The sequence below is a fragment of the Paraburkholderia caffeinitolerans genome, from assembly GCF_902859945.1.
GTDB lineage: Bacteria > Pseudomonadota > Gammaproteobacteria > Burkholderiales > Burkholderiaceae > Paraburkholderia > Paraburkholderia caffeinitolerans.
In genome coordinates this window covers 1-16,355 of sequence record NZ_CADIKL010000039.1, presented here as the reverse complement: position 1 = coordinate 16,355, position 16,355 = coordinate 1, and the positions used below count along the sequence as shown (strand labels likewise).

General features: G+C 65.6%; 14 protein-coding genes. 7 read left to right on the top strand and 7 right to left on the bottom strand.

Features of this window, described 5'->3' with window-relative positions:
- The first annotated feature begins 55 nt into the window (after window positions 1-55).
- Both HV773_RS28440 and HV773_RS28435 read left to right on the top strand, forming a co-directional pair.
- Window positions 56-1,795 (top strand): FAD-dependent oxidoreductase, encoded by a 1,740-nt coding sequence (locus tag HV773_RS28440; protein ID WP_175197495.1) that lies wholly within the window; start codon window positions 56-58, stop codon window positions 1,793-1,795.
- Window positions 1,788-3,071 (top strand): winged helix-turn-helix domain-containing protein, encoded by a 1,284-nt coding sequence (locus tag HV773_RS28435; protein ID WP_175197494.1) that lies wholly within the window; start codon window positions 1,788-1,790, stop codon window positions 3,069-3,071. The genes HV773_RS28440 and HV773_RS28435 overlap by 8 nt, the downstream gene beginning before the upstream one ends.
- 102 nt (window positions 3,072-3,173) lie before the next feature.
- On the opposite strand, the gene HV773_RS28430 is transcribed toward HV773_RS28435, so the two are convergent.
- A complete protein-coding gene (locus HV773_RS28430) occupies window positions 3,174-3,449 on the bottom strand; it encodes a hypothetical protein (protein WP_246282455.1) in 276 nt (91 codons plus the stop codon).
- 53 nt (window positions 3,450-3,502) lie between these two features.
- A complete protein-coding gene (locus tag HV773_RS28425; protein ID WP_175197493.1) occupies window positions 3,503-3,646 on the bottom strand; it encodes a hypothetical protein in 144 nt (47 codons plus the stop codon).
- A 423-nt stretch (window positions 3,647-4,069) separates the two neighbouring features.
- Here HV773_RS28425 and HV773_RS28420 point away from each other — a divergent pair, with 423 nt between their 5' ends.
- Window positions 4,070-4,870, top strand: a complete 801-nt coding sequence (locus HV773_RS28420) for a class I SAM-dependent methyltransferase (protein ID WP_175197492.1) — start codon at window positions 4,070-4,072, stop codon at window positions 4,868-4,870.
- A gap of 95 nt (window positions 4,871-4,965) precedes the next feature.
- Window positions 4,966-5,277 carry a thioredoxin family protein gene (locus tag HV773_RS28415; RefSeq protein WP_377730637.1) on the top strand — a complete coding sequence of 104 codons (312 nt, stop codon included), beginning with the start codon at window positions 4,966-4,968 and terminating at the stop codon, window positions 5,275-5,277.
- Window positions 5,278-5,330: 53 nt separating this feature from the next.
- Here the strand turns inward: HV773_RS28415 and hpaR are convergent, their stop codons facing one another.
- Window positions 5,331-5,726 carry a homoprotocatechuate degradation operon regulator HpaR gene (hpaR, locus tag HV773_RS28410; RefSeq protein WP_175197547.1) on the bottom strand — a complete coding sequence of 132 codons (396 nt, stop codon included), beginning with the start codon at window positions 5,724-5,726 and terminating at the stop codon, window positions 5,331-5,333.
- A gap of 350 nt (window positions 5,727-6,076) precedes the next feature.
- On the opposite strand from hpaR, the gene HV773_RS28405 reads away from it, so the two are divergent.
- Both HV773_RS28405 and HV773_RS28400 read left to right on the top strand, forming a co-directional pair.
- Window positions 6,077-6,850 carry a class II aldolase/adducin family protein gene (locus HV773_RS28405; RefSeq protein WP_175197490.1) on the top strand — a complete coding sequence of 258 codons (774 nt, stop codon included), beginning with the start codon at window positions 6,077-6,079 and terminating at the stop codon, window positions 6,848-6,850.
- Between the two features lie 3 nt (window positions 6,851-6,853).
- The gene (locus tag HV773_RS28400; protein ID WP_175197489.1) at window positions 6,854-7,870 is read left to right on the top strand and encodes a ketopantoate reductase family protein; all 1,017 of its coding nucleotides are present in this window, start codon (window positions 6,854-6,856) and stop codon (window positions 7,868-7,870) included.
- A gap of 8 nt (window positions 7,871-7,878) precedes the next feature.
- On the opposite strand, the gene HV773_RS28395 is transcribed toward HV773_RS28400, so the two are convergent.
- Window positions 7,879-9,168, bottom strand: coding sequence for an MFS transporter (locus HV773_RS28395; protein WP_246282453.1), 1,290 nt, complete (start codon window positions 9,166-9,168; stop codon window positions 7,879-7,881).
- A gap of 304 nt (window positions 9,169-9,472) precedes the next feature.
- On the opposite strand from HV773_RS28395, the gene HV773_RS28390 reads away from it, so the two are divergent.
- Window positions 9,473-12,196: a mechanosensitive ion channel family protein gene (locus tag HV773_RS28390; protein WP_246282451.1), complete on the top strand. Its 2,724-nt coding sequence runs from the start codon at window positions 9,473-9,475 to the stop codon at window positions 12,194-12,196.
- Between the two features lie 667 nt (window positions 12,197-12,863).
- On the opposite strand, the gene HV773_RS28385 is transcribed toward HV773_RS28390, so the two are convergent.
- The 3 genes from HV773_RS28385 to HV773_RS28375 form a co-directional block, all read right to left on the bottom strand.
- Window positions 12,864-13,091, bottom strand: a complete 228-nt coding sequence (locus HV773_RS28385; RefSeq protein WP_175197488.1) for a hypothetical protein — start codon at window positions 13,089-13,091, stop codon at window positions 12,864-12,866.
- A 972-nt stretch (window positions 13,092-14,063) separates the two neighbouring features.
- Complete coding sequence (locus tag HV773_RS28380; protein WP_175197487.1) at window positions 14,064-15,398, bottom strand: ABC transporter ATP-binding protein; 1,335 nt, start codon at window positions 15,396-15,398, stop codon at window positions 14,064-14,066.
- Between the two features lie 13 nt (window positions 15,399-15,411).
- Window positions 15,412-16,355, bottom strand: a 944-nt coding sequence (locus tag HV773_RS28375; protein WP_175197486.1) for an ABC transporter permease subunit, incomplete at its 5' end; no start/stop codon positions are given.

Sequence of the window (16,355 nt, the reverse complement as noted above, 5' to 3'; positions counted from 1 at the left end):
CGCTGATCCCGCGCGGCGTCTCTCGCGCCGCCACGCGCATGAGGAGAACCGCCTGATGGGCGCTATTCCAACCGACGCAACCGACGCAAGCAACGCCGCCGAAGCGCCCTTCTCGACGCTCTCCACGCGGCGCCACCAGATGTTCCCCATCCTCTCCGACGAGGAGATCGTGCGGCTCTCGCGCTTCGGCGAACGGCGCCGCTGGGCGGCGGGCGAGTTGCTGTTCCAGACCGGCATGAACGGCCCTGGCATGTTCGTGCTGCTGTCCGGCCGGGTGAAGGTGGTTCAGCGCGACGGGCTCGGCCACGAGCGCGTCATCAACGAGCATGGCGCCGGCAGCTTCCTCGCCGAAGTGGCCCAGCTTTCCGGCCGGCCGTCACTCGTGGACGGCCTCGCGCTCGAACCCGTCGAGGCGCTGCTGATTGCGCCCGAGCGCTTGCGCGCGGCCATCGTCGCCGAAGCCGAGCTCGGCGAGCGCATCGTGCGCGCGCTGATCCTGCGGCGCGTCGCGCTAATCGAGAAAGGCGCGGGCGGCCCGATTCTGGTCGGCAAGCACGACGACCCCTGCATGCTTTCGCTGCAAGGCTTTCTCTCACGCAACGGCCATCCGTACACGGTGTTCGACGAGCGCGACGAGAGCGTCATGCTCAACGTAATCGAGCGCTACGCGGCGCGCAACGAGGACCTGCCGCTCGTGATCTGCCCCGACGGCACGGTGCTGCGCCACCCCACTTCGCCCGAACTCGCCACCTGCCTCGGCCTGCTGCCCGACCTCGACGGCGAGCGCGTCTACGACGTGGCCGTGGTGGGCGCCGGCCCGGCGGGCCTCGCGACCGCGGTGTACGCGGCCTCCGAGGGCCTTTCGGTGATCGTGCTCGACGCGCGCGCCCCGGGCGGCCAGGCGGGCGCGAGCTCACGCATCGAAAACTATCTGGGCTTTCCCACCGGCATCTCGGGCCAGGCGCTCGCGGGCCGCGCATTCGTGCAGGCGCAGAAGTTCGGCGCGCACGTGGCCATTCCCGTCATGGTGCGCAAGCTCTATTGCAACGAATCTCCGCGCCGCCTCGAAACCTGCAGCGGCAGCGTGCGCGCGCGCACCGTGGTGATCGCGAGCGGCGCGAACTACCGGCGGCCCGCCATCGCCGGACTCGACCGCTTCGCAGGGCGCGGCGTCTACTATTGGGCCTCGCCGGTCGAGGCGAAGCTCTGCAAGCACGAGAACGTCGTGCTGGTCGGCGGCGGCAACTCGGCGGGCCAGGCGATCGTCTATCTCTCCTCGCACGCGCGCCATATCGACGTGCTGATCCGCAAGTCCGGTTTCGAATCGACGATGTCGCGCTATCTGATCGACCGCATTGCTTCGCTGCCCAACGTCACGGTGCATCCATCGTGCGAAATCGGCGCGCTGGAGGAAGACGAGGCAGGGCTCGCGGCCATCCATCTGAAAGCGCCGTGCCCTTCGTCGGGCGCGCAACGCATCGACGCACGGCATCTGTTCCTCTTCACGGGCGCTGACCCCAACACCGGCTGGTTGCACGAATGCGGCGTGGCGCTCGACATGAACGGCTTCGTGCTCACCGGGGCGAACGACGCCTCGTGCAGCCTCGCCACCTCGATCGACGGCATCTACGCGATCGGCGATGCGCGCGCGGGCTCGACCAAGCGCGTCGCGGCGGCGGTGGGCGAAGGCGCGGCCGTGGTCGCGCAGATCCACCAGTGGCTGAGCGAGGCCAGCGTGCCGCGCGCGACGGTGACGCCCGCCGCAATGGCCACGATGGCGGGCCTGCATGCGTGACGAAGCGGCGCCCGACACCGAAGCCGAGCCCGGCACGCAACCTTCGCGCACCACTGTGACGCTGCCGCTCGCGGCGGCGCGCACGCTGCACCTCGCGGCGCAAGGGCTGCTCGCGCCGCCGCGCCGCAAGGCAACCCAGGACGACGTCCTCGCCGCGATCCGCCGCATGGCGCAACTGCAAATCGACACGATTCACGTGGTCTCGCGCAGTCCTTATTTTGTGCTGTTCAGCCGCATCGGCGCTTACGACACGCGCTGGCTCGACGCCCATCTCGCCGAAGGCCGACTCTTCGAATACTGGTCGCACGAGGCCTGCTTCGTGCCGATCGAGGACTATGGCCTGCTGCGCCATCGCATGCTCGACCCGTCGGGCATGGGCTGGAAATACGCCGCCGAGTGGCATGCGAAGCATCGCCGCGAGATCGACGCGCTGCTCGAGCGCATCCGCGCGAACGGGCCCGTGCGCTCCGCCGATTTCGCGCGCGAGAAAGATGAAAGCGGAGAAAAAGGCAGCGGCTGGTGGAACTGGAAGCCCGAGAAGCGTCATCTGGAAGTGCTGTTCGCGACCGGCGCGCTGATGGTGGCCGAGCGCCAGAACTTCCAGCGCGTCTACGACGTGACCGAGCGCGTGCTGCCCAACTGGAACGACGCGCGCGACCTGCCCGCGCGCGCGGACGCCGAACGCGCGCTACTGCTGCGCACCTGCCAGGCGCTCGGGGTGATCCGCACCGACTGGGCCGCCGACTACTACCGCCTGCCGCGCCGCCCGTACACCGAGGCGCTGCACGCGCTCGCCGACGCGGGCGAACTCGTGCCCGTGCGCGTGGAAGACTGGAAGCACGATGCGTTCGTGCATTGCGACTTCGCGCCGCTCATCGACGACGCCGCGAGCGGTGCGCTGGCCTCGACCGCCACCACGCTGCTCTCGCCTTTCGATCCGGTCGTATGGGAGCGCAAGCGCGCAACGGCGCTATTCGGTTTCGACTACGCGATCGAATGCTATCTGCCCGCGCACAAGCGCAAATACGGTTACTTCGTACTGCCGATATTGAGCCGCGGAAAACTGATCGGCCGCGCCGACGCGAAAGCGCATCGCGCCCAGGCGGTATTCGAGTTGAGGTCGCTGCATCTGGAGCCGGGCGTGCGCGTGAGCGGCCGTCTCGTGAGCGATCTGCGGCGCGCGCTGCAACGTTGCGCCAACTGGCACGGCACGCCGGAATTGCGGATTGGCGAGGCGCCGCCCGGGCTGGCCGATGCGTTGCTCGCCGAATCTTGAAGCCTGAAGCCCGAAGCCTGAATCGCGAACCCCAAAGCGAAGCGCGGGCGGCGTGCACATTGCACACGCCGCCCGCGCGGTTTTGAGTAGCGCCTGGGTTGCTCAGCGCTCCAGCTTCACGCGCAGTTCGCGCGCCGCTTCGAGCAGGCCTTCATAGCCTGAACGCGCATGTTCGGGCAGGTCCGGGTCGCCCACCAGCGCGCCCAGCGTCTCGATCAGGCTGAAGACCAGACCCTTGGCCGCGCCCCGCGCGATACTGCCGCTCTTCACCCCTTCGTCGACGTGCGACAACGCCGCGTTGAGATTCTCCAGATCCTGCTTCTGCCCGCCACCGCCTGCCGCTTGAGCGTCATCCTTTTGCGTGTCGTCGCTCGTCATGATGAACCGTTTCCCCTTGCTGGTACTTCGTGGAAAAAAATCCCGCACTGCTGTTATATACCCATCACAGGCGGTCGTCCATTGGCCGCCGCCGGGTACGCCAGGCCGCCCGGCAGCGCCTCGGGCGGCTCCTGAATCTTCTCACCTTTGAGCACATCCTGCCGATAAGTGCGCTGCTCATGCTTACCGAGGCTCATGGCGTGCGCAAAGAAAAGCCCTGAAAACAAGCGTCGATTCGATCGCTACCCCGCAAGTCGGTGGCGTGGCAGGGCGCTGCGGAAGGCGCTCGAGCCTTCGCCAGCGAAACTCCCGGAAACGCTCACCTTTACACAAAGAAAGCGCATTTGCGCGCGGGTTTCCACACTCAGCTACGCTGCGAGAGGAACGCGCCTACCGGCTATTCGGTGCACATTTCCCCTTGTTTCAGGGCACTTTCTCTGTGGAGACGTGATCGAAACATGACGCGCGCGAAACCTGGACGGTGCGCTCGCACGCTGCGTTTCGCTCACTCCCGAAAAGACTCACCTTTGCGGCAAACACGCGGCAATCCCGCTTGACGCGGCCAACGCACGCCCCCCAGACTGGGCGAGTCTGCCGCGAACCCGATCCTCCGAGAGCCCATGAACCAAGTCACGCCCTTCATTCCCGAACGCTTTCACAACGCCGCTCCGCATTACCTGAGCGGCCGCCCTGCGTACTCTCCCGCCCTGATTCGCCGCGTCGCGCAGCGCGCCGGCCTGGACGGCACGCAGCGCCTGCTCGACCTTGGCTGCGGCCCCGGCCAGCTCTCGCTCGCGTTCGCAAGCTGGGTAGGCAGCGCCGTGGCAATCGACCCCGAGCCCGCCATGCTCGAAGTCGCCGCGCAACTGGGCGCGGGTATCGCGCCGAATATCGAGTACCGCCGCGGCAGTTCGTATGAGCTCTCGCCCGCACTCGGCACGTTCGATCTCGCCGTGATCGGTCGCGCGTTTCACTGGATGGATCGGGTGGATACGCTCGCGCGCCTCGACGCGATCCTCGGCGAACGCGGCACCGTCGCGCTCTTCAACACCACGCATCTCGACGACCCGCAGCGCCCCTGGGCCGCGCAATATCGCGACCTGCTCGACCGTTACGCCAACACCGATCCCGCACGCGAAATGCGCCGCTCGCCGAACTGGGAGAGCCACACCGACGTGCTCGCGCGCTCGGCGTTCGCCGCCATCGAGCGCATTTCAGTGATCGAGTACCGACGCGTGAGCGCGGAGCAATTGAAGGCGCGCCCGCTCTCGATGTCGAGCCTCTCGCGCGAGCGCCTGGGCAGCCAGCTCGACGCGCTGCTCGCCGAAATCGACGCCATCGCCGCCGCCCATGGCGAAGATGGCTGGCTCATCGAGCGCATCGAGTCGACCGCCACGATTGCCGCGCGCGCGCTCGCCTGAAGTGCGCCTGAAGTGCGCCTGAACGGCGCGCGGCAGCGCCAACGCGCCGGAGCCGCTTGCGGTATCGTACTGGGACGATGTCTACAGGAGATGCAATGAGTTACGCCACGAAAGCCCCGGCCCGCCAGGAAATCGATGCGCTGAATGGTCTTGCCGTGCTCGAATTCGGCACCGACTGGTGCGGGTATTGCCAGGGCGCGCAGCCTTTGATTGGCGATGCGTTCGCGAAGCACCCCGGCGTGCGCCGCATCAAGGTAGAAGACGGCCCGGGCCGCGCGCTCGGCCGCTCGTTCCGCGTGAAGCTCTGGCCCACGCTCGTCTTCCTGCGCGACGGCGCGGAAGTCGCGCGCGTGGTGCGCCCGGGCGCGGCGGCGGATCTCGATGTGGCGTTCGCGGCGCTGGGTTGAGCGCACACGCTTTCAAAGCGGCGCTAAAGCACGGCTAAGCGCCGCTCACTCCTTCACTCGAGCCCGGCCAGCAAATCGTCGATGGCCTGATACACGCGCTCCACGACCTCTGGCCCCACCTCGGCTTCCAGCGCCTTGTAGCGCGCTTCCAGTTCCTTCGAAATCGCCTTCACTAGCTGGTGGCTCTTCTTCGTGAGCGTCACGAGCACGCGCCGCTGGTCGTCGGCGAAACGCTCCTTGGTCACGAGGCCCAGCGCCTCCATGCGCGCGAGCACGCCCGCCATGCTCGGGCTCGAAATCGTGCATAAATCGGAAATCTGGCGCGGCTCCAGCGGCCCACTCTCGTTGAGCGCGCGAATCACGCGCCATTGCTGCTCCGTGAGCCCATGCGCCGTGATCAGCGGACGAAAGCGCTCCATCATCTTTTCGCGCGCGCGCAGCAGCAGCATGGGCAGGTTGCGGTGCGCGACGCGCGTAGGCGTGCGGGAGGAATCGGTCATGGTGGCTTGGTTCACTTCATTCCAGGGGAAACCCGCGAAATCTTCCTCGGTGGTTGACGCTCGATCATAGCAAGCGCAGACTCACTTACATATTAGTGTTTTCGGGAAAACGAGTCACGAGATGTTTTCACTGGCCGACCATCTGCTGCATCTCGAAGGCGAGGCCCTGCCGCGCGACGTGAGCGCAAGCGCGGCGCGCGGGCGACACGTTCCATGCCGACTACGGGCCGCTTGGCGGCATCGGCTTTAATTTCGTCTGATATCGTTGCCATCGCGCCAACTCAAAACGGAGACGCCCCATGAGCGCAATACCCGACGAAGCCGCTCGCCCCCACTGGTGCGAGCCGCAGGAGTGGGCCGCACGCGTAAAGCTCGCGGCCACTTACCGCGTATTTCATCTGATGGGCTGGACCGAGTTGATCTTCAATCACATCACGCTGCGCGTGCCCGGTCCTGAGAAGCATTTCCTGATCAACCCGTTCGGCCTCGCGTATGACGAAATCAAGGCGTCGAACCTCGTGAAAGTCGATCTGGACGGCCAGATCCTGAGCCCTAGCGACTATCCGATCAATCCGGCCGGCTTCGTGATCCACAGCGCGATTCACGCCCACATGGAAGACGCGCATTGCGTGATGCACACGCACACCACGGCGGGTCTTGCGGTTGCGTGCATGGAAAGCGGCCTCGCGTACACGAATTTTTATTCGGCGCAGTTGCACGGCATGGTGGCTTACCACGACTTCGAAGGCATCACCGTGCACGACGAAGAAAAGCCGCGGCTGTTGAAGTCGATGGGCGACCACCGCCTGCTGATCCTGCGCAATCACGGCCTGCTCGCGCACGGCACGAGCCTCGCGCACGCGTTCGTGCTGCTCTGGACGCTCAACCGCGCGTGCGAGATCCAGTGCGTCACCGACTCGATGCGCGGCCAGACCATACCTATCGACCCAGCCATCACCGCGCGCTCCACGCGCGATGCCCTGCAGTTCTCGCCCGCGCATGGCGCCGGCGAGAACGTGCTCGCAGCGCTGATCCGGCGCGTGGAACGCATCGACCCTTCATACAAGGAGTAAGCCGTGAATGTCCCGCAACGCACTATTACGGTGGTCGGCGCCGGCGCGATTGGCGGCCTCATTGCGGCGCGGCTCGCGCGCGCGGACAACGGCGCAAGCATCAACGTGCTCGCGCGCGGCGCGCATCTCGAAGCCATTCGCCGCGATGGCCTCACGGTACTCGAAGAAGATTCGCGCCACACGGTCCGCGTGAACGCCACCGACAACGCCGCCGCGCTCGGCGCGCAGGACATCGTGTTCGTCTGCCTCAAAGGCCAGGCGCTGGTGCAGGCCGCCGCTTCGCTTGCGCCGCTCGTCGGGCCGCACACGCATATCGTCTCCGCGATGAACGGCGTGCCGTGGTGGTTCCTCGCCGAGTTCGGCGGCGCGCACGGTGCGGGCAACGACCGTCACCTCGAATCCGTCGATCCAGGTGGCGTGGTGTCGGCGGCGCTGCCGCCCGCGCAGACGTCGGGCTGCGTCGTGCATCTCTCGTCGTCGATTGCGGAGCCTGGCGTGATCCGCAAGGGCCGGGGCAACCTGCTTATCGTAGGCGGCGCTTCGCAGCGCACGCCGGCGCGCGCCAAGGAAGCGTGCGCGCTGCTCGCGCAGGCGGGCTTCGAGGTGCAGGCCACCGGACAGATCCAGCATGAAATATGGGCCAAGCTCTGGGGCAACATGACGATGAACCCCATCAGCGCACTCACGCGTTCGAGCGCCGATGTGATTCTCGACGACCCGCTTACCGCGAGTCTCGTGAAAGCGGTCATGGCTGAAGCGCGCGCGATAGGCGAGGCGTTCGGCATCGGCCTTGCCATGACCATCGAAGAGCGCAACGCCATCACGCGCAAGCTGGGCGCATTCAAGACCTCCATGCTGCAAGACGTGGAGGCGGGTCGCACGCTCGAAGTGGAAGCGCTGCTGGGCGCGCCCTATGAACTCGCGCAGCGCGCGGGCTTGGCCGCGCCGGCGCTCGGCATGCTTTACGGTCTCGCGCGCCAACTCGACGCGAATCTGGAAGCCGCGCGCAGAGCCGGGTAGAGCCGCCTTCAGTCCTCCAGCGGCTTGCCGGTGAGGTCGCGAATGAATGGCAGCGTGAGGCACGAAAGCGCCACGCACACCATCACGTACCAGGCAGGTGCGTGCAGGTCGCCCGTGATCCTGATGAGCCAGGTGGCGATGGCCTGTGCGAAGCCGCCGAAGATCGCCACGCCCACGCTATAGACAATAGCCATGCCCGTTGCGCGCACCGCGCGCGGGAACATCTCGGGCAGCATCGTGATGGCGGGCGCGGCCTGCAGCGCGAGCAGCACGCTCAGGCCGCCAACGGTGATGAGCAGGCGCGCGGCATCCGGTCCGCTGGAAAGCCACTGGAACGCCGGCCAGATCAGCACCACCACGGCCAGCCGCGGCCAGAACACCAGTGCGCGCCGGCTGATGCGGTCGGAGAGCAACCCCGCGATCGGCCCGACCACGAAGGTCACCACGCCGGACACCAGGCCCGCCAGCAGCGCCGTGGTCGCGGGCACCTTGAGTTCGTGAATCGCGTAGGTGGGCATGTAGAACGTAACGACATAGGCAATCACGGTCGATCCCATCGTGAGCAGCGTGCCCAGCAGCGCGTTGCGCCAGTGGTCGCGCAGCACCGTGACCACTGGCATGCGCACGGCGCGCGCAGCGGGGCTCCCCTGCTCCTCCAGACGGCGGCGGATCCACATGCCGAGCGGCGCGATCGCCACGCCCATCAGGAACGGCACGCGCCAGCCCCATGCGAGCAGGGTGTCGGGATGCAGGAACATCGTCAGGAGTCCTGCCATCAACGCACCGAGCGACACGCCAAGGCCCTGGCTCGCGAACTGATAGCTGCCGAGCAGGCCGCGATTGGCCGGGGTGCCCGCTTCGATCAAGAGCGTGGTGGAAGCGCCCACCTCCCCACCCGCCGAGAAGCCCTGCAGCAGCCGCGCGAGCACGATGATCATGGGCGCCGCCACGCCGATTTGCGCATAGGTGGGCGCAAGGCCAATCAGCGCGCAGCCCAGCGCCATCATGAAGATAGTGAGCGTCATGGCGGGCTTGCGGCCCGCGCGGTCCGCGTAAGCGCCGATCACCACGCCGCCGAGCGGGCGCATCACGAAGCCCACGCCGAAGGTCGCAACCGAGGCGAGCAATTGCCCGTAGCTCGACATGGTGGGAAAGAACAGCTTGCCAATCGTGAGCGCGAAGAAGCTGTAAACCGTGAAGTCGAAGAACTCGAGCGCATTGCCGATGGTGGCCGCGAAGATCAACTGTTTGCGGCTCAGCTTGCCCTTGCTCGCTGCGCTCATGCTCGCGCTGTTCATCGGCGGTCTCCGGTGGCCGCTGCGCGGCCTGGTTGGGGTGTCGTGCAACGGTAGCACTGGGGGCATATTCCGCGCCACTGATCAAAACCCGCGCCGCCGCCCAATTCGAGGTGAGCTTGCGGGATTGGCTGTTAGTTGCGATATCTCAATCCAACGCGACCGCATCGAGCCTGAAACGCCGCCGCGCAGCGCATACTCCGGGCCCTCACTCTCCGCGTGCCGCCGCGTCCTCGACCTGCCCACGAATCCGGGGCACAAGACTTGCGAACGCACAGCGATCCGGATTCGATATCGCTTTCTTCCCATGCCCAGCACGTCTCTTTCTTCCCGCTTACAGTCGGGTGCCGCGCAGTGCTTCAACACGCTGATTGCCGCCGTCGCTTGCACATTGCTGCTTGCCCTGCCCGCCGCCGCGCCGTGCAGCGCGGCGGCGCCCGCTGCCGCATCGGCGGTGAACCCCGCCGCGCCCGTCGTGCTGACGCCCGCCCAGGCGAACGCGGCATTGCAGGTGCTCAACGATCCGGTCCAGCGCGCGCGCATGACGGACACGCTGCGCGCGATCGCCGCTGCGGGCGCGCTCGCCACGCCGGCCTCGGCAACCACGGCGGCTTCAGCCGGCACAAGCGCCAACGCACCCGCATCGGCGGCCAGCAGCGCTTCGGCCTCCGCGCCGCTCGCCAACGCGCTGCGCTCGAATGGCCTCGTGCTGCAAATCGCCGACGGTGCCGCGCGTGGCGCGCAGGCCGTTGGCCAACAACTGCTGCGCACGCGCGCGGCGCTCTTCAACGTTGCGTCCGCACGCGACTGGTGGAGCACCCGCATCGGCACGCCACAAGGCCACGCGATGCTGCTCTCGCTGCTACGCGTGCTGCTGCTCACGCTCGTGCCGGCGCTCGCGATCGAAGCGCTTCTGCGCCGTGCCATCGGCAAACCGCGCCGCGCACTCGTCGAGCATGCGGCGGCCACGCAGGACGCGGACGAAGCGCGAGGCACCGGCGGAGCGTCCAGCGCCGCAGACTCGCCACATGAAAAGGATTCCTCATCTTCATCACCTGATGCGACTGGCGTGCAGCCGGCAGAATCCGATCAGGCGACCCTGCGTGCCGCTGCGGGCATGATGCCCGCCGCGACGAACACCAACCTCGACGAGCACGCCGGCGCAAGAGCCAGCGCCCTCGCCACAGAGGCCACCGACGCCTCCGTGCAGCGCATCGCCTCGCTCGCGCGCGAAGCGCGCCACCGCATCCGTGGCGCGCAGCACTGGCGCCTGCTCAAGCGGCTGCCCTGGGCGCTGCTCGTTGCCCTGCTCGAGCTCGTGCCCGTGATCGCATTCGGACTGTGCGCCGCCGGCGTGCTCTCGCTCCTGAGCCCCGCGGACGCCGCGCCTGCCGCCGCCGTCGGCCACCTCGTCGACACGTGGGTAGTCTGCCGCGTCATCGTCGTCATCGGCACCATGCTGTTCGCGCCCGACGCCGACGCCTTGCGGCTCATGCCGCTCTCCGCCACCTGGGCCGCATTCGCGCAGCGCTGGCTCGTGCGCATCGTCGTGATCGGCGGCGTGGGCGGCGCGCTCGGCGGCGCGGTGCCGCTCGGTATGACCGAGGACACGCACCTCGCGCTGCTCAAGCTCATCATCCTGTTCGCGCACGTCGCACTCGCCGTGGCCATTCTGCAATGCCGCCAGCCGGTGGCCGCGGCCATCCGCAAGTCGGCCGCCGAACGCAGCTCGTTCGCGTATCTCGTGCACTGGTTCGCCGACATCTGGGCCGCCGCCGCCGTGTTCGCCGTGATGGCGCTGTGGTTCGTGTGGGCGCTCGACCTGCGCGGCGGCTACCGCGAACTCGTGCGCGCCGGCGGCGTCTCGCTCGCCGTGCTGCTCGCCGCGCGCATGGTGGCCATCGTCACGCTCGGCGCGCTCGGCCGCGTGTTCGACCCGAACGGCAACGGCGAGAACATGACCATCGCGCAGCGCCGCGCGTATCGCTACTACCCGGCGCTGCGGCGCATCGTGGTTGCCGCGCTGTGGATCGCCACGCTCGACATCCTGGTGCGCGTATGGGGCCTGCATCCGGGCCGTCTCATCGCGAACGCGCCCGTCGGGCACCTGATCGGCTCCGCGCTGCTGACGGTCGCGATCGCCATTGCCGTCGCCATCGTGATCTGGGAGGCCGCGAACGGCGCGGCCGAGCGGCGCCTGAACGCGTGGACCGACGCGGGCGACTTCGTGCGCGCCGCGCGCCTGCGCACGCTGCTGCCGATGTTCCGCACCACGCTGTTCGTCGCGATCCTCGTGGTGGTCGGGCTCACGGCGCTCTCGCAGCTCGGCGTGAACACCGCGCCGTTGATTGCGGGCGCAAGCATCTTTGGCGTCGCGCTGGGCTTCGGCTCGCAAAAGCTCGTGCAGGACTTCATCACCGGCATCTTTCTGCTCACCGAGAATGCGATGCAGGTGGGCGACTGGGTCACCGTCGCGGGCGTTTCGGGCACGGTCGAGTTTCTTTCGATCCGCACGGTGCGTTTGCGCGGCGGCGATGGCTCGCTCTACACCGTGCCGTTCAGCTCGGTGACGACGGTGAACAACACGAATCGCGGCATCGGCAATGCGGCGGTGAAGGTGCTGATCGCGCATGGCGCGGATTTGCAGCGCGCCATCGACACGCTCAAGGAAATCGGCGCGGAAATTCGCAACGACGAAGCGTACAAGAAGGGCATTCTCGGCGACTTCGCGTACTGGGGCGTGGATCAGGTGGATGGGTCGAGCGTGACGCTGGTGGGGCAGATGCAGTGCAAGGATTCGGCGCGCTGGGGCGTGCAGCGCGAGTTTAATCGGCGTGTGCTGGCGCGGTTTACGGAGCGCGGGATTGAGCTTGCCAATCCGCAGCGGAGTTTTTTGATTGGGCGCGCGAGTGGGGGTGATGTTGAAGGGCGGATGTATGGCGATGGCCGGCGTGATTCGGGTGATGAGGATGGCGATGGCGATCGTGCTACGGGGCGATCGCGCGGTGAGGAGCGTGGGAAGCCGAATTGATGCTTGCTCGGGGCGGTGCGTGCATCGCGGGTGCTGGGCTCACCTTTGCGTTGCCTGGCGAGGGATCCCGGAAATGCTCACCTTTAAGGGCTTGGGGCGCTCGCCGCGCGTCCCGCGTGCGGCGGAGTTTTCTGTGTAATCAATGACCTGGGTGTGGGGCGAGGGAGTGAGGCCGGTGCTTCGTCACGGGTCCCGGAGAAGCTCACCTTTGTGTGCTCCCGGCACAAAGGGAAAGCAGCCGCTTAAGTTCCGGGAACAGCACATCTGCTTAAACAGATCAGAGCCGATATCCGGGTAATGAGGCCGCTCGCGACCCATTTGAGCCGGTCGCGAACGGTCGCTTTGGGGGAATCCAATTTTCCCGGAAGTGGCGAGAAATGCTGGCCGTGCGAGCAGACCCGATGCGAGAACTGCGCTTCTCGGGGCCTGCCGGCGCGAGCCCTTGGCGTGGCGTCTACTGCTCCAGTTGGACAGCGCCAGCCATTCATCGCGATCCAATGGGCTCATAACACCGCTGACGTTGCGATTGAGGACGCGGGTATTATCGACAATTCCGACTCCGGGAACATCAGTGTCCAGTTCCCAGATAGACAACCCTGAGCCAGCGTCGCAAGCTGGCTAACAATTCGTTCAAGGCGGACGGCTACGCCGCCGCTTAACTCCAACGTTAGATGTTGCCTTCAATGCCTACTACGGTCGCCACGAAACTCAAAGCCGAGCTTTGTCTGATCGTCTTTCTCTGCGTATCGGCAATCGTTGTCGGCCCCCTTTCGCTCTGTTCAGTACTGCGGCCGGGTTCGGAGTCACTCGCATCTTGGTTCCAACGCAGCGGTGCAATCACTTCGATTTTTGCCGTGTTTGCGCAGTACCGAATCAGCGGCTTCTTGGTGTCCATTCGCGGCGGAACCTTTGCGGAGTCATGGTCGCTCTACCACCTGTTCGAAACTCATCATCACGTTCTGTCGTGGGTCATTGCCGTAATCACAATTTGGGGCGCGCTCGTTTGGGGCTACGGTGACCTATTTCTCAAATACGCCTAAAATCTTGTTCAAGGCGGACGGCTGTGCCGCCGTTTAACTCCGACGTTAACTCTCACGGGAATGGCTGCTTTCGGCGTGAATTAGTAGCAGGCGACTGGCCGCTCCTGGCCGAATCCGGCACCTCATTGCGACGTACTCTCTACCATCACCTGCTGAAGCACCACGCCGAATGGTCCGCTTGTCTCGGTAATGTGAAGTACACCCGAATTGGAGTTTGCAGGAACATCCCAGCGTGGCCCACAGAAATGGATGTCTCCATGCAGCACAGAATCCATAAACACAATCCCATAGGAACAGCTTCTTGATCCCGATGTATGTGAGTAAGTTGCTGTTTCTGTATGTGGTTGATCTGACGTAAAGCGCACCAACGTATCCAGCGCCACTGTTACCAACATACCCACAGCCATAGCGCCAGTCACGAAAGACGCAACGATATGCTTCAAAGGATTTTCTAAAGGCGGACGTAGTCCACGCGACAGCCAGATGCTAATAACTCCGGCAATCACGCCACTGGCTATTGGCAGCCAGCGTCCAAGGACTGGCGTTGGGTAGGCATCCCGTGACAGGCATGCGAGCCAAAATAACAATGCCCCAAAAGCTATGACGGCGCTTACCCAAATAGTCTTACGTCGATTAGCCATATCAAGGAGATTGTGAAAATTAAGCGCCTGTTGGATTCTCTGCTATCTAGCCCGCTCTGTCGAACGGCTGCTTTTGGCCGACTACAGCCGATACTACACATCCCTCACAAAATTCCGCCCCACCCCACAAAACAAAACCGGGGCCCAAGGCCCCGGTCCAATATCGCCACGTAGCGCGACTTCGCATCAAGCCTCAACATCTTCGAGACTAAAAATCTCCGACTGATCGTTATACGAAAAGATCTCGCCATACCGTCCCCAGTCGATCACGGTATCGAGCGTCTCTTCCGCCGCCACATCAGAGAGAAAGTCCTCAAGCTCCTGCTCAAAGCGCACGCGCGGCGCGCGATGCCCCGGGCGCTCGTTGAGCACCTTCTTGATCCGCGCCGCGAGCGGCACGTTACGCAGCAAATGATCGGCGAACATCAGCTTGCGCGCCTGCGTGCCCATCTCCGCGAACACGCGAGCGGGTGGCGTGAGCAGCAGATCGCCGTCGCGCACGTCGGCGAAACCCAGCTGTTGCAGCACTTCCGCAATCGGAAACAAATCGTCCACTTCGAGATGCAGCGAACGCGCGATCTCGGGCATGTCGGCGCGGCCGTGATACGGCGCGGCCGCCAGCGTCTCGATCAAGCCCGCCATCAAGTTCGTGGAAACATCGGGCAAACGGCTGCCCACTTCAAGACGCCGTTGCGAAGCTTCAGCCGCTTCGCGCGCGGTCATCTTCGCGTAGATCTCGTCCACGAGTTTGCGGAACGCCGGGTCCAGGCGATTGCGCGGATGCTTGAACGGCACCTTGATCTCGGCCACCACGCGCCCCGGATTCGACGACAAAACCAGAATGCGGTCGCACATGAACACCGCTTCCTCGATGTTGTGCGTGACGATCAGCATCGACTTGATCGGCATGCGGCCTTGCGTCCACAGGTCGAGCAAATCGGTGCGCAGCGTTTCGGCGGTCAGCACGTCGAGCGCCGAGAACGGCTCGTCCATCAGCAGCAGCGCCGGGTCCACCACGAGCGCGCGCGCAAAGCCCACACGCTGGCGCATGCCGCCCGAGAGTTCGCGCGGGTAGGCGTTTTCGAAGCCGTCCAGACCGATCAGGTCGATGGCGGCCAGCGCGCGCTCGCGGCGCTCGCGCGCGCCCACGCCTTGCGCTTCGAGGCCCGCTTCCACGTTCTGCAACACCGTGAGCCATGGGAACAGCGCGAAAGTCTGGAACACCATCGAGACGCCTTCGGCCGGCCCTTCGAGCGGCTTGCCGAGCCAGTTCACTTCGCCCGACGTGGCCTCGATCAGGCCGGAGATGATGCGCAAAAGCGTGGACTTGCCCGAGCCGGAACGGCCGAGCAGTCCGACGATTTCGCCTTCGCGCAGCGAGAGGTTGACGTCGTCGAGCACGAGGCGCTCGTCGTCCTTCTTCGCGAAGCCGCGCGAGACGTGCTTCACGGCGAGGACTTCCTGGCCCGGCACGGGGCGCATCGGCAGCAGGTCGGATGAGACGATCTTGGGATTCAGCATGATTTACTCCATCTCAATCGAGCCGCAGCCGGGACTCGGCGAACGTGTACATCGGACGCCAGAGCAAGCGGTTGAACAGCGTAACGAACAGGGACATCATCGCGATGCCCAAAATGATTTTCGGGAAGTCGCCGGCGGCGGTCGTCTGCGCGATATACGCGCCCAAGCCGTGCGCCTGGAGCTTGGTGTCGCCCCACTGCACGAACTCGGACACGATGCTCGCATTCCACGCGCCGCCAGAAGCGGTAATCGCCCCCGTCACGTAGTACGGGAAGATGCCCGGCAGCATCGCCTGGCGCCACCATTGCCAGCCGCGAATGCGGAAGTTCTTTGCCGCTTCCTTGTAATCGTTGGGATAAGCCGTTGCGCCCGCAATCACATTGAAGAGGATGTACCACTGCGTGCCGAGCACGATCAGCGGCGAGAGCCAGATGTCCGGATTCAGATGGAATCGCACGATCACGATCACGAACACCGGGAACAGCAGGTTCGCCGGGAACGCCGCAAGAAACTGCGCAAGCGGCTGCACCTTCTCCGCAAGCGCGGGGCGCAGACCGATCAGCACGCCGAGCGGCACCCAGATCACCGACGCAATCGCAATCAGCAGCAGCACGCGCAGCAGCGTGATGAGGCCGAGCACGAACACGTGGCCAACTTCGTCGAGCGTGACGCCGGTGCGCACGTACGCGACCACGCGCCAAACCACGTACGCCGTGAGCGCGATCACGAACACCGCCCAGAGGATGTCACCCGCGCGCGAGCGCTTCGTGAGCACCGCACTTGCCGCAGGCATGGCCTTCGGCAGCCGCACGCGGATCGGCACGCGTGCGAGCGTGGCAAGCAAAAAGCCCATCGGCACGAGCAGCCGATGAATCAGATGCGTGCGGCGGATCAGGTCGAGCAGCCACGACTCGGGCGCGTCGCCCGAAGCCGTGTTCTCCATGCGGAACTTGTCGG